The following is a 13054-nucleotide window of genomic DNA, read 5'->3' on the forward strand; positions in this document are numbered from 1 at the left end:
CGCGCCTTGCCTCCGAGCCCGTGACTACCGGCCGCGTGCGCCCTTCTTCGCCGCTGGCTTCCGGGCTGAGCCCTTCTTCGCAGCGCTCTTCTTCGCCCCGGACTTCTGAGCAGCGGCCTTCTTCACAGACGACTTCTTGGCTGCGCTCTTCTGTGCAGCCGCGTTCTTCTGAGCAGTCGCCTTCTTCGCCGCGCTCGTCGGGGCACCTGTCCGCTTTGCAGCGCCCTTCTGAGCAGGGACCTTCTTCACCGCGCTCGTCGGGGCACCGGCCCGCTTTGCAGCGCCCTTCTGAGCAGGGGCCTTCTTCGCCGCGCCCTTCTGTGCAGGTGCCTTCGCTGTGACGGCCTTCTTCGCCGCGGCCTTCCTCGCGGGGGCCTTTGCGGTAGCGGCCTTCTTCGCCGCGCCCTTCTGGGCAGGAGTCTTCGCGGTGGCGGACTCCTTCTTCGCCACGGCCTTCTGCGCAGGGGCCTTCGTCGCCTCCTTCGCGGTGGCAGGCTTCTTCTCAGTGCGCTCCTGGGCAGGGGCCTTCGTCGCCCTCTTCGTGGTGGCGGAGGACTTCTTCGCCACACCCGTCTGGGCGAGGACCTTCTCGGTGGCCTCCATGGGCGCAGCCTCCGGCTCCGAAATGGCCTCAGCCGCTCCAGTTGGAAGCTCCGCCGAAACCGCTTCAATCGCGGCCTTCTTCGCGGAGCGCGCCTTCCCGGGAGTGGGCTCCGCAGCGGGCTTCTTCTTCACACCCTGCACCCTGCTCGACGCGCTTTTCGGGAACAGCACGCCAGCGCCACCGATGGCGAGCGGCATCTGCTGGGCCTGCGCGCGTGCCTTTCTCGGGCCGGCCCCATCCTCGTAACGGGGAGACGGGCGGACGTCGTCGTACTCGTACGCGAGCTCGCGTACCTCCGTCTCCTCTACCGCCACTTCGGCGGCCTCCTCATCGGCCAGCTCCGCCTCCTCGAGCTGCTCGGCCTCTTCGGCTGCTTCGGCCTCGGCCGCCGCACCGAGCGGTGCCTCGCCGGACTCCGCCGCTTCTTCGTCCTCCTCGTCGACCTGGACGCCGGATAGCGCCCCCTGAAGGACGGCATTCATCGCCCGAGCAAAGGTGCGCTCACCGAAGCTCTCCACCTCCGCGGGGGGCACGAGCACGTCGAGCATGTCCTTCAACGAGCGGTACAGCCGCATCTGGCGCTTCTCGCCCTCCCAGGTGCCATAGACCCAGTCGTCGCTATCCAGCGCCTCGACCCAGGCCGGCAACGGACCGCCACCGTCGCCCTGCTCCACCATGGCCGACTTGCGCGAGGCGAAGAGGTGCCGGTGCTGCCCCTTCAAGCCAATGCGCCACAGCCCCGCCGCGGGAAGCCCTTCCAGCTTGAGGCGGGTCTTCTCCAGGACGCTCGGGTCTCCCTCCGCGCCGTGCAGACGGAAGAGAAGAACCTCACCGTTGAGCTCGCCCCCGTTGAACGCCTGATACAGGTCGGTGAGCTCATCGGGGAATGGAACGCCGCACTCCGTTTCGGCCCGGCGAATCTCCTCGGGAGAGACGCCAGCTGACGATGCCTTTACCGACTTGCGAAGTGCCTCCAACCACTCGTGCATGACCCCTCCACGACATCCAGTCGCACAACCTTACGGCGGCTGAGCGCTCCTGCGCAGTGCGGGCTTTGGCTTTTGATGACACCGCGCCAGAGCTGATCCAACTCGCTCCGGCTGACATGGCGGCCACCGCCGCGCGCAGTCATACCTTGAAAACCCGTACCCACTGTCCAACCCATCCCCTCCTCCGGAAAAACAGGACTCACGCACGAAGGTGATGCCCCTGGCGCCCGCTCCAGCCGCCCGCGTTCCGGAGCGGCCCAGGCGTTCCGCTGATCCATCCTCCGCCGGCTGAAGCGTCCCAGCACGGCAACAGCCCACCCGCCTGGCCCCCAGGGCCCGGCCAGGGCGCCCAATGGAGTGAGCCGCCCGGCCGCACGAGCGGAATTTCCGGCCGGGCCTGGCCTCCGTCAGACCGAACCGGAAGCACCGCGCTGGCGGCTCCTGGGACGCAGCAGGCATCGAGGACTTCGAGCCGCGCCCCGGTGAGCAGGTTGAACACGACACCCGAGCCCGTTAGGCAGGAGGCCATGGCACATCCCGTGAGCTACGAGGGGACGGCGGAGAACTTCGACCAACTGGTTTTGGAACCCAAGGGTGAGCTGGTGGTCGTGGACTTCTGGGGTGACGGCTGTCCGAACTGCGAAATCTACGCGGCGGCCGAGCCCGCGTTGCTGGCGGATCTGGATGGCGCCCCGATGCGCGTCGTCAAGGTGAACGCATACCAGTACGAGGACCTGGCCAAGCGCTTCGGCCTCTTCGGCATCCCCACGTTCCTGCTGTTCCGTGAGGGCAAGCTCATCGGGAAGATGAGCCAGTACTATGGAAAAGAGTACTGGCTCGGCGTGGTGCGGGACCACCTGCCCAAGGCCTGACGTCGCTCAGGGATTCGACACGGGTGCGCGCCGTGACGCCGTCAAAGGGCACCCGTTCGTCCTCCAAACGGAAGCCCCCAGGGCCGCGTCTACACCAGGATGGTCCCGACCTTGCGCAGCACGTTGAACAGCTTGTCCCGGTCCAACTCCGACTTCGCGAAGGCCTTCGCGACGAAGACCTCCTTGAGCGCCTCATCCGAGGCATCGAACTCACCGTTCTCGTAGTGGTGCTTCGCCTTCACCTTGGCCTGGATGTCGTGGTCGTCCGCGATGACCACATCCGCCTTCAGCACGCCGCCGACGCGGAGCGAAGCGTCGTTGCCGTGGCCCCACACCACCTGCGCTTCCAGGCCCTCGCCCACGACGACCTCGCCGTCCGTGTCCACACCGGTGGCGCGCAGCGTGCCGCCCACCACCAGCATCCCTTCCATCCCCGCGTTGCGCACCACGCCTTCCACCGTGAGGTCTCCCGTCACGAGCAGCGGCCCATCGACGTGCACGTCGCCCTTCACCACGAGGTCCCCGCGCACGAAGCGCGGCAGCTTGGACAGACGAGGCGCCTTCTCCTCGGCCGGCAGCACGTCCCGCGCGAGCTGCACCACCGCCATGGCCGTCCAGGGGAGCTCGCCCTGGAGCGCGGCCGCGAGTTGGTCCCATGACGTGGCACCTTGCAGCGCGAGCCCCTTCAGGACCTGTTCGACGCCGTCCACGTTCTTGTCTTCGAAGTACCAGGCCTTGAGCAGCGTCTTGCGCTGACGCGCCAGCGCATCCAGCAGCGGCTGCACGTCCAACGCACCGGCCTTGCCCGAGGAAGCCTTGGCCCCCATGAGCTGGGCGAGGGACGCGTTCTTGTGCGCCAGCGCCTCCTGCGCGGGCGTCTGGCCGCTGCCATTCTTCAGCGAGACATCCGCCCCCGCCTTGAGCAGGACCTCGATGACGGGGCCTCGCTCCTTGAAGCGTGCGTGCTGATGCAGCGGCGTCCAGCCCTTGCCCGCATTGGGATTCGCTCCCGCGTCGATGAGCGCCTGGGCCACGTCGGCCTGACGCGCTTCGAAGAGCGCTGTCCGCCCTGACGCATCGAGCGCATCCACGGGCACGCCGCCTTTCGCCAGCGGAGCGATGCAGGACACGCTGCCGTGCTCGGCCGCGACATGCAGCGGCGTGGACTTGTTCGAATCGACGACGTCGGCGGCGACGCCCAGGCGGAGCAACTCCTTCACCAGCGCCGCGTCATCCACCATCGCGGCGAGGTGGAGCACGCTGTGCTTGCTGGAATCCCTCGCCTTCAGGTCCGCGCCCAACGCCACCAGGGCCAGCACCCGGCCCGTGCGGCTGTTCCCTTCGAAGCCAGGGCCGAAGAACGGCTTCGCATCCAGCCCCGCCGCCAGCAGGAGTCCGGCATCCAGGTCCTTGCCCTTCTTCCCCGCGGGGCGTGCCGCGGGCTTCTGCTTCCGCAGCCAGGCCAGGAAACCCTCATCGGAGTAGGCGCCCTCCAGCCCCTGGAAGTTGAGCGAGTCGTCATCGTCCATCACGCCCTGGGCGCACATGCCCGGAAACTCCTCCACCTTGGCGAGCAACTCGCGGTAGCCCTGCTCCGGCTTGCCTTGCGTCAGTGCGCGCCACGCCTCGATCCCGCGGCGTCCACGCTGGTGGTTCGCGAGTTCCCGAAGACTGTTGGCTTCGCTCAGCGCGGCCTCCGCTTCGTCGAGCTGCGCCACGGTCGGCTTGCGCCGCACCAGGTCCTCCGCCCACTGGCTCAGGGCCAGCGAACGCGCGCGATGGGCGAGCGTCAGCGCGCCGCCGGGCTTCGTCCCTCGCGTCAGCTCGAGGATGCGGTCGCGCAGCCGCCAGTGCTCGGCCTTCAACTCCTGCTCCCAACGGTGCGGCTCCATGCTCCGCGTCGGGTCCAAACACCAGCTCAGGGAGTGGAGTCCCAGCAGGTGCTCGGGCTCCGCCGCTACGACTTCGCGCAGCAACGGAATCGCCTGGTCCAGCTGCGGCGGCATCTCGTCCAGCAGACTGTCCGCCTTCTTCATCAACGCAGCGACATCGACCTTCTTCGGAGCTTGAGCACGCGACATGGCGGGAGAACCTGCCATGAGGCAGTGACATGCGCGCGCGAAACTCGCGGGCCGCGGAGCCCATCGCAATCCGAGAATTCTCACGCGCCAAGCAGTGGAGCAACTCGCCGAGGAGTCCCGACTCCTGGAACTGGAAACCCAGCGCCGTGAGGACGCCGAGCGCCAGCTCGCCGAGGCTCGGGCGGAAATCGCGCGCCTGCGTGGCGAGCGCGCCTGACGCGTCAGTCCCGATAGCCGCGCGCCTGCAACCGGAACAGGTGCGCGTAGCGGCCGTCCTTCGCCATCAGCTCGTCGTGGCTGCCCAGCTCGTCCACCTGCCCGTTGTGGAGCACGGCAATCTGGTCCGCCATGCGCACCGTGGAGAAGCGGTGCGAAATCACAATCGCAATCCGGTCCGCCGCCAGCGCCTGGAAACGCTCGAACAGCGCGTGCTCCGCCTCCGCGTCGATGCTGGCCGTGGGCTCGTCCAGAATCAGCACCTCCGCGTCGTCGCGCATGAAGGCCCGCGCCACCGCCAGCTTCTGCCACTGGCCCGCCGACAGCTCCTGCCCCTTCTCGAACCACCCGCCCAGCATCGTGTCGTATTGCTGTGGCAGCGCCGTAATCACACCGCTGGCCCCGCCCTCCTCGGCCGCCTTCTCGATGCGGGTCCGGTCCTCCAGCGCCGGCACGTGCCCCAGGCCGATGTTCTCCGCCACGTTGAACTGGTAGCGCACGAAGTCCTGGAACACCGCGCCGAAGCGGCTGCGCAGGTCCTCCACGTCCATGTCCTTCAGGTTGACGCCGCCGTAGAAGATGTCGCCGTCCACCGGCTCGTACAGGCGCAACAGCAGCTTCACCAACGTGCTCTTCCCCGCTCCGTTCTCCCCCACCAGCGCCAGCTTCTGCCCCGGCTTCAGCGTCAGCGACACGTTCTTCAGCGCCCACGCCTCCTTCCCCGGATAACGGAAGGACACATCGCGCAGCTCGATGGCGCTGTCGTGCCCACGCGGCGGAGAGAGCGGCGGCAGCACCCGCGTCGCCTCGCCGCCGGTGGGGATGTCCAGGTACGCGAACAGGTTGCTCATGAAGAGCGCGTCCTCGTACATGGAGCCCACGCTGGTCAGGATGCCCTGGAACGCCGCCTGCCCCTGACGGAACACGCTCAGGTACAGCACCATGTCGCCCACGGTAATCGTCCCGCTCGCCGCGCGGCCCGCCACCAGCAGGTAGCAGCCATAGAAGGCGCCCAGTGAGAGGACGCCCAGCCCCAGGCCCCAGGCCATCCGCCGGAAGGCCAGCGCACGGTCCTCCGCGAAGAACTTCTGGAAGAGCGTGCGGTAGCGGCCCAGCACCAGCGGCCCCAACCCGAAGAGCTTCACCTCCTTCACGTGGCTGTCCCGCGTGAGAATCCACTCCAGGTAGTTCAGCTTGCGGCCCTCGGGCGCGCGCCACGAGTAGAGCCGGAAGCCCGCCATGGCCAGCCGCGCCTCGGCGATGAAGGCCGGCACCGACGCGGCCACCAGCACCACCACGCTCCACGGCGACAACGCCACCAACAACGCGGCGAAGGTGCCCAGGGTGATGGTGTTGCGAACGATGGAGAACGCCTGCGTCACCAGCGACAGCGGCCGGCTGTTCGCCTCGCGCCGCGCGTTCTGCATCTTGTCGTAGGTGGCCGAGTCCTCGAAGTGCTGCAACTCCAGCGCCAGCGCCTTCTGGAGGATGCGCTCATTGAGCAGGTTCCCCAGGTTGGCGCGAAGCAGCTCGCGCGTCAGCGTCAGCCCGCGGTCCACCACCGCCGAGCCCAGCATCAGCCCGAACTCCAACCCCACCAGCCCGTACACCCGCGAGCGGGCCTCCACCGAGCCCTGCGCCGCCGCCACCACCGAGTCCACGATGAGCTTGCCCACCCAGGCGATGGCCGCCGGCAACAGCGCCGCCACCAGCGTCAGCGCGCCCAGCACCACCGCGCCGCGAGGGCTGGCCTGCCAGAAGAGCCGGAAGGTCCCCGGCAGCTGCTTGAAGAGACTGCCCGCGTTCTGGAAGCGGGCCTTGAGCGACACCGGGGCGGCAGGGGCTGTTGTAGGACGAGGAGACACGGTCCGCGTTCATAACGCGGAGCGCGCCCTCCTGCTTCAGGATGCGGGCGGAAGGTGACGCGACACCAACACGTCGCAGCCCGCGCGCGCCAGCACCTGCTCCGTCAGCGGCGTGCGCGCCTCCACGGCGGACATGGCCAGCGCCAGCAGGTCCGAGCCCCGCTCCAACGCCTCCGCCAGGATGCCCTCTTCGGCCGGCTCGCCGCAGCGCACCCTCACCTCCAACTCGCGGCCCGCCTCCCGGTAGGGCGCGAGGAAGCGACCAAGCGCCACCCGCGCCTGATACTCCCGCTCCTGCCGCAGCAGCAGCCACCGCTCGGCCGGCGCATGGGCGCGGCGCAGCTCCGCCTCCTGCGCTGCCGTGTCCACCACGTGCAGCACGTCCACCAGCGCGGGCGCCGGGCACAGGCGCAAGGTCAGCTCCAGCGCCCTGCGCGACTCGCGTGAGAAGTCCACCGCCACCAGGGGCCTGCCGTAGGGCCGGACCGGGTGCGGCACCACCACCAGCACGGAGACGCCCAGCTTGCGCACCATGCGCCGCACCGTCGAATCCTCGGCCAGCGCACGCACCGGGTACGTCACATGGGGACGCCCCAGCACCACCAGCTCCGCGCCCGACATCCGCGCCACGGCCGACGCCACCTCCACCGGGTCCCCTCGCCCGAGCTCCTCGCGCACGTCGATGTCCACGCGGTTGCGCAGCCGCCTGCACACGGAGCTCACCGCCTTGCGCAGGCAGCGTGCACCCGACAGCGTCCCACCGGGCCCCTCCTGCCCGTCCAGGACGGGGGCCACGTGCAGCACGCAGAAGACGCTCCCGTGCGCCAGCGGAAGGCGCAGCGCGCGCGCCAGCGCGAACTCGGAGCGCAGCGAGAAATCCGTTCCCACCACCAGGCGCGACACGCCCCGCTGCCCCCGGGCGAGCCCTGGAGGGAGCAACGGCACTGCCGTCCTCGAAAGTTGTGACGGCCTCATCTCCATCCCTCCTTCCCTTCCACCCGACTCACCTTGTGAGTATGCGTGTAGCGGTGAAGGTGGCACCTTGCAGCCTCCCGGAGGCAGCCGGTCGCTCCACCGCTCCGTGGACGGCCGCACGGCGCCTGGCGTCATCCACACCTCGAAGATTCAGGCGTCGCGCGCCTGGCGCCACCGGGCTCGGCGTGTCGCAAAGTCCGCGACCGGGCAGGCCTCCAGAACAAGCCCACCTCTGCCCAGGGAACACTCCGCGGGGGGCAGAGGTGCCAAGGCGCGGCTCCCTGAAAAATCTCCAGCAACCCGGCGGCCGTCCCCACCGAGAAGAAGGGAGGGCAGGCGTCCTTCACGAGGCTTGGCCTGCTTGGCATGTCCGAAGTCCGATAGAAGGTCCGAGCGAGGCACGGCCGATGCTTTGCAGAGGGGTCCGGGCGGGCAGCGGCAGGCGGGGTGGCGGGGTCGGGCGGAACGCTGAAGAAGGGGGAAGTGCCAATGCGCGGAGTCATCACCGGACGAGAGGTGGTCGCCAACCTGGGGCTCATCTACCGGGAGTTCGGGACGGGCTGCGTGCTGCGCTGCCTGTGGGTCATGCTGAGCGGGAAGACGACGACGTTCCTCGAGGTCGCGTGCCCGCCGGTGGCGAAGCGGTAGCAACGGCACGGGCCGCGGAGGAAGGTCCCCGCGGCCCGCGCCACCTCACGTCAGGTCACCGCGTGAGCGTCACTGCGGGGCGCTGAGCCGCAGCCGCAGCAGCGTCGGCTCCACCCAGGCGCTCGCCTCGGGGCCGCCCGCCTCGGCCTGGGCATCCAGGGACGCGTCGATGGCGGCCTTCAGCCGGTCGGCACGCGTCGTCACCGCCGGGTGCAGGTCCGCCAGGATGTTGTGGGACGGCGGCGCGTTCGTGGCGCTGAACAACATGTACATGTCCATCACGTCGTTCATCACCGGCGTGACTTCCACGTCCTGCAGCGTGTCGTGGCCCGACAGCACCGCGTCCTCGCCATACAGCAGACCACGCAGGTACTCGTCGTGGTCCAGCGACAACGGCAGCGCCAGCGCCGTGTAGGCCTGCCACAGGAGCCGCGTGCCCGTCATCCGCTTCGCCTGGACCTGCAACGCGTCTCCCGCCTGGCCCATGCGCGTGGCGATGCTGCCGTAGAACTGGCGCTGCTGGTCCTTCAGCGCATCCACCACCCGGGTGCGGATGGCGGCGCGGAAGGCAGGGGCCGGGACGTAGTTGGACGGCGTGATGTCCTGCGAGACGGCGGCCCAGCGCTTCGCCATCCACTCCTGGGGGTTGTGCTCGCTGTTCGGGTCGTAGGTGGGCCGGTCCACCCCGCGCACCAGCGTGACGAATTCAGAGCCGCCGGTGAAGCGGTGCTCGTACACGCGCTCGGACTTCAATGCGGACGCCGCAGCGTCCCAGTAGGTGTAGCGGACGTACAGCGTGGACACCAGCCGGTACTTGCGCTCGTACATGCCCCCGAAGCCCGTGAAGACCTCCGAGTAGAGCTGCCAGCTCCCCTCGCCGCACAGGTCGATGGAGGCATGGTCCACGTTCAGGTTGTCCGCGATGAGCAGCGGGCGCAGCACGTCGTGGTTCCAGCGGGCCGGGTCCACGCTGAGGGAGTCCGGCGCGCCGTCTCCGTTGTAGTCCCCCCACTCGCCGCCGCCGCAGGGGACGACGGGCTTCACATCCGGCTTCAGGTAGTGCGCCGCCGGCTCCTGGTCCGGGCCGCCCCAGAGGTCGATGCCGTGCAGGTGGCGAGCAGGGCTGTGCCGCCAGTCGAGCTCCGCCTGCTCGATGAGCCACTTCAGCGACGCCCAGTCCCCCAGGTAGCGCGCGTGGAGGCCGGCGAACAGCGGCTTGCCAATGTTGCGCAGCGCGGTGTCCAGCTGCGTGCCCGCGGTGATGAGGTTGCTGTGCCGGGTGGAGACCATCTGCCCGCCGAGCACCGGCTGCTCCTCGAAGAGCTGCGCGTAGGCCTCCGCGCCAGCCATCCAGTCCTTCGGGCTGGAGATGCGCTCGCCGCTCAGCATGGGGAGCGTCAACTGGACGGGGAACTCGCGCAGGTAGTTGATGTTGTAGGAGAGCTTGTGGGTGGACAACTCGTCCGCGGGGCTGACGGTCGGGTTGGAGCCGAGTCCGTCGATGCCCGCGAGGATGGTGGATTGACGCGCGTCCACCGCGCCCCAGATGGAGAACTGGTTCTCCGCCAACGCGAAGTCCGCGTAGAGCATGGGCGTGGGGTGACGGTCGTCCCATTTCAGATAGGACCAGGCCGCCAGCTCGAAGGCGTCGTTCTTCGTGTCGGTGAAGTACTCGTACATGTTCTGGTCCACGCGGTTCAGCCCGGCGTGCAGCGAGTGCAAGGACGCCTGCACCTCCTCCACGTTCTGGTTCACCCGGCCCAGCTCCCAGTCCACCAGGTCGAAGCGGGCCTGCATGTCGCGGTGGATGTCATTGAGCTTGCGGTCCACCCGGTCGAAGCGGCTGAACAGCCGTGTCTGCATCTGCTCCACGAACTGATGGAGCTTGCGGAGCTCCTCGAGGATGATCTGCTCGATGGGCGGCTCGGCCGCCCCGCGCAGCAGGGAGAAGAGCTGGAAGGCGGCGCCGATGAGCTGCCCGGTGAAGATGGCGCCACTGACAATCTCGAAGCCCTTCACGCCCAGGTTGAGGAAGCTGGAGACCTTCTCCGCGATCTTGACGGAGCTCTCCGCGTACTTCGCCACCGCCTCCAGCGTCGTGTTCAGCGCGCTGGCGAACCTCACGATGTCCGCTGCGAACTGCGCCTCGCCGTCCTTCTTGAACAGCTCGGCCACCAGACCCAGGCCGCCCGTCACGCCCTCGCGCACGCCGTTGAGCTGGTCCTTGAGCTGGGTGCCCCGCGTCCTCGCCGCGTCGATGGCCGCCTGGAGCGCCGCCTCCTCGGACGTCGGCGTGCCGGACAGGGACGCCTGGGCCGCGCCGCCCTCCGCCAGGGCCAGCGTCTGCCCCGGCTCCTTCAGCGCGATGGAGGCGCGGTACGCCTGCTCGGCGACGTTCAGGTCGTTGAGCATGTCGGAGTACTGCTGCGCCGCGGACAGGCCCGCGGTGGACGCCGTCAGGATGAAGCCTCGCGCGTCCGCCTTCGTGCTCGACAGGCTCCCGTCGTTCGCCAGCCGGGGCAGCACGAAGGCCGCCAGGGGGCCCATGGGCCGGAGGGCCAGCATCTGCGCCGCGGTCTGCGAGGTCTGGACGCCCACGCCCGCGCCAATGCCACCGCCGTTCACCACCGCCGCCAGCGCGACGTTGCCCTGGGCCAGGTCATGCAGCCGCGACCAGGTCTCCTCGTTGAAGACCTCCACGTCCCCGTAGCGCTCCACCAGCGAGTGGGCGGTGACGAGCCCCCGCTCCAGGTCCAGGCCGTTGTGCATGCTACCCAGCAGCGCCTGCGTATAGGTCCGCAGCGCCTTGCCCGCCGCCGTCGTCGTGAGCAGGTGCGGCTGGGCCCGCGCGAGGATGCGAATCATCGTCCGCACCCGCGGGCCGGAGCCGTCCTTCGCCGGGTTGAAGGGATAGACGTTCAACGCGGTGGAGACGGCGTTGAGCGCCGCCGTCAGCTCGGCCTGGGAGAGCGCCGGGTTGTCACGGGCCAGGAAGTACGCCACGCCCGCCTGGAGGTGCAGCCGGGGTCCGGCCGGGACATGGCCACCGCCGCGTACACACGCCGGTTCACCTCCTGCGCGGTCAGCGAGAAGGTGCCGCGGCACTCCGAGCACAGGATGGGCGCGTCATAGACGGGCGCGCCGCTGCTCCCGGAGGCCACCCACTGCGCCTGGGCCTGCGCTTGCACCTGCGCCAGGGTGGAGCTGGCGGGCGCCGGCCCTCCACGAAGCCCGCGCCACACTCCGCATCCGGCGCAAGGCCGTGGCTGACATCACGGCAGGTGCCTTGGAGCTGCGCGCCGCTGCCAGGGCCGCAGAGGCCCGTCATCGTTCCGCACTGCGCCGCGTCGGTGACCCAGGCGCCGTTCACCTGGCACGTCTGGGGGTTGAGGCAGGCCACCGTGCAGGGCGACTCCACCGTGCCGCACTGCGGTCCCGTGCCCATGTGCGGCACCGGGTAGTTGGAGTAGGTGATGTAGCAGTACTCCTCGCCCACGCCCGCCGCGGCGCGCTTGAGGGCTCCGCCTCCCGTGAGCATGGATTCCGAGGTCCCGCCCCCCGGGGGCCTGCCACCGATGTACCAGGTCCAGGTGATGCCCCCCCACGTGGACGCGGGCGCGTTGTCCATCATGTAGTTCTGGGCACCGGCCTCGCACGAGGCGTCGGGCCGCGTGCCCAACGGAAACACGGCCTGGTGCACGCCCAACGTGGAGCCGAAGTCCGCGTGCCGGCACGTGCCGTAGGACGTACACGTCTTCGGGCTCGTGTCCGCGCCACAGGCCGCGCTCGTCTGCCGCGCGTAACACTCCAGGCTGTAGGTGAAGCCGCCGGTACACATCCAGTCACCGGTCGCGATGTCCTCCGGCGTGCAGGCAAGGCCGTCCTCGGCGATCCGGGTGACGACGGGCTCAGCGGGCGGCGGCGTGCCCTCGGGCGCGGGCTCACCGCACCCCCAGAGCGCCAGCGCGGCCACCACGCCCTGGAGCCAGCGTGGATGCCAGCCTCTGGCGGGCGCGCGTGCCCCGGGCGGACACACGTCTCCTCTCAACGACGAATTTCGCGACACATGCATGGAGCAGTTCCCCCTCGTTCGGGTCTGCGACGGCCTGAAATGCCGTCCAGCATCGGATACGGAGGGAACGTGGAATCCTGGTCCTCACGCTGAAATGAAACGGGCCGCGAGGAAGGCTTCCTCACGGCCCGAATCATTCACATGCACATGCATGTACCCGGCAGGCGCCGGGCAGGATAGCTAGGGCTCGCCCCGGCGCGGCTTGTCGGAGTCGACCACGTCCTTGATGGCGCGCTTGGCGTCCTCAATCTTGCCCTTGATGGCGCCCTTGGCGGCGTCACGCTTGCCCTCGGCCTCCAGCTCACGGTCGCCGCTCGCGACGCCGGCCACTTCCTTGACCTTGCCCTTGGCCTTGTCGGTCCACTCGCCCATGACGGGTCTCCTTTCACTACAGACAGCGCGTTCGAGTCAGAGTGTGGGCATTCCAGAAGAGCCGCGCAGGCACCCCAGGGCCACCCGCCTGGACAGCAACCAAGTGTGAAGAGCAGAGACGAGCAATCCAAGAATTCAGTGCCAACCACTCTCTGGCAAGCACCGCATTTCCATACACGCTGGATGAGGCGGAACGGGACTGGACATTGACGGCGAGCAATTCGGGCCGCACGCTGGGGTCACTGCTACCCAGGAGCACCGCTTCCCCGATGGCCACCTCCTCGCTACCGACCCCTGGCGCCCTGCTACGCCGGCTCTACCTGCTGCGGTCTGTCGTCACCACGGTGGCCTTCACGCCCG

Annotated in this window: 10 protein-coding genes; 3 read left to right on the forward strand and 7 right to left on the reverse strand. The window is 69.1% G+C overall.

All coding sequences use genetic code 11. The features are described from left to right. Positions 1-24: 24 nt before the first annotated feature. Positions 25-1593, reverse strand: a complete 1569-nt coding sequence (locus tag QEG98_RS38080) for an SMI1/KNR4 family protein (protein ID WP_316564811.1) — start codon at positions 1591-1593, stop codon at positions 25-27. Positions 1594-2120: 527 nt separating this feature from the next. On the opposite strand from QEG98_RS38080, the gene QEG98_RS38085 reads away from it, so the two are divergent. Beyond that, a complete protein-coding gene (locus QEG98_RS38085) occupies positions 2121-2465 on the forward strand; it encodes a thioredoxin family protein (RefSeq protein WP_141588186.1) in 345 nt (114 codons plus the stop codon). Positions 2466-2554: 89 nt separating this feature from the next. Here QEG98_RS38085 and QEG98_RS38090 read toward each other — a convergent pair whose 3' ends face one another. Beyond that, positions 2555-4564 (reverse strand): ankyrin repeat domain-containing protein, encoded by a 2010-nt coding sequence (locus tag QEG98_RS38090; RefSeq protein ID WP_316564812.1) that lies wholly within the window; start codon positions 4562-4564, stop codon positions 2555-2557. A 76-nt stretch (positions 4565-4640) separates the two neighbouring features. Here QEG98_RS38090 and QEG98_RS38095 point away from each other — a divergent pair, with 76 nt between their 5' ends. Beyond that, positions 4641-4763 carry a hypothetical protein gene (locus QEG98_RS38095; RefSeq protein ID WP_261771068.1) on the forward strand — a complete coding sequence of 41 codons (123 nt, stop codon included), beginning with the start codon at positions 4641-4643 and terminating at the stop codon, positions 4761-4763. 4 nt (positions 4764-4767) lie between these two features. On the opposite strand, the gene QEG98_RS38100 is transcribed toward QEG98_RS38095, so the two are convergent. Beyond that, a complete protein-coding gene (locus QEG98_RS38100) occupies positions 4768-6591 on the reverse strand; it encodes an ABC transporter ATP-binding protein (RefSeq protein WP_090487305.1) in 1824 nt (607 codons plus the stop codon). Positions 6592-6663: 72 nt separating this feature from the next. Further along, a complete protein-coding gene (locus QEG98_RS38105; RefSeq protein ID WP_316564813.1) occupies positions 6664-7743 on the reverse strand; it encodes a universal stress protein in 1080 nt (359 codons plus the stop codon). Positions 7744-8085: 342 nt separating this feature from the next. Here QEG98_RS38105 and QEG98_RS38110 point away from each other — a divergent pair, with 342 nt between their 5' ends. Next, entirely contained in the window at positions 8086-8250 is a 165-nt protein-coding gene (locus tag QEG98_RS38110) for a hypothetical protein (RefSeq protein WP_161604945.1), read from the forward strand. A 69-nt stretch (positions 8251-8319) separates the two neighbouring features. Here QEG98_RS38110 and QEG98_RS38115 read toward each other — a convergent pair whose 3' ends face one another. The 3 genes from QEG98_RS38115 to QEG98_RS38125 all read right to left on the reverse strand — a co-directional run bounded on the left by QEG98_RS38115 (position 8320) and on the right by QEG98_RS38125 (position 12694). Next, the gene (locus tag QEG98_RS38115) at positions 8320-11253 is read right to left on the reverse strand and encodes a hypothetical protein (protein WP_316564814.1); all 2934 of its coding nucleotides are present in this window, start codon (positions 11251-11253) and stop codon (positions 8320-8322) included. A 79-nt stretch (positions 11254-11332) separates the two neighbouring features. Then, entirely contained in the window at positions 11333-12226 is an 894-nt protein-coding gene (locus QEG98_RS38120; protein ID WP_316564815.1) for a hypothetical protein, read from the reverse strand. Between the two features lie 276 nt (positions 12227-12502). Continuing rightward, a complete protein-coding gene (locus tag QEG98_RS38125) occupies positions 12503-12694 on the reverse strand; it encodes a CsbD family protein (RefSeq protein ID WP_316564816.1) in 192 nt (63 codons plus the stop codon). Between the last annotated feature and the right edge of the window lie 360 nt (positions 12695-13054).

It is taken from the genome of Myxococcus sp. MxC21-1, assembly GCF_032612255.1.
GTDB lineage: Bacteria > Myxococcota > Myxococcia > Myxococcales > Myxococcaceae > Myxococcus > Myxococcus virescens.

Coding starts and splice junctions, on each gene's coding strand:
- QEG98_RS38080 (WP_316564811.1), bottom strand. CDS start 1,593: ATGCACGAGTGGTTGGAGGCACTTCGCAAGTCGGTAAAGGCATCGTCA.
- QEG98_RS38085 (WP_141588186.1), top strand. CDS start 2,121: ATGGCACATCCCGTGAGCTACGAGGGGACGGCGGAGAACTTCGACCAA.
- QEG98_RS38090 (WP_316564812.1), bottom strand. CDS start 4,564: ATGGCAGGTTCTCCCGCCATGTCGCGTGCTCAAGCTCCGAAGAAGGTC.
- QEG98_RS38125 (WP_316564816.1), bottom strand. CDS start 12,694: ATGGGCGAGTGGACCGACAAGGCCAAGGGCAAGGTCAAGGAAGTGGCC.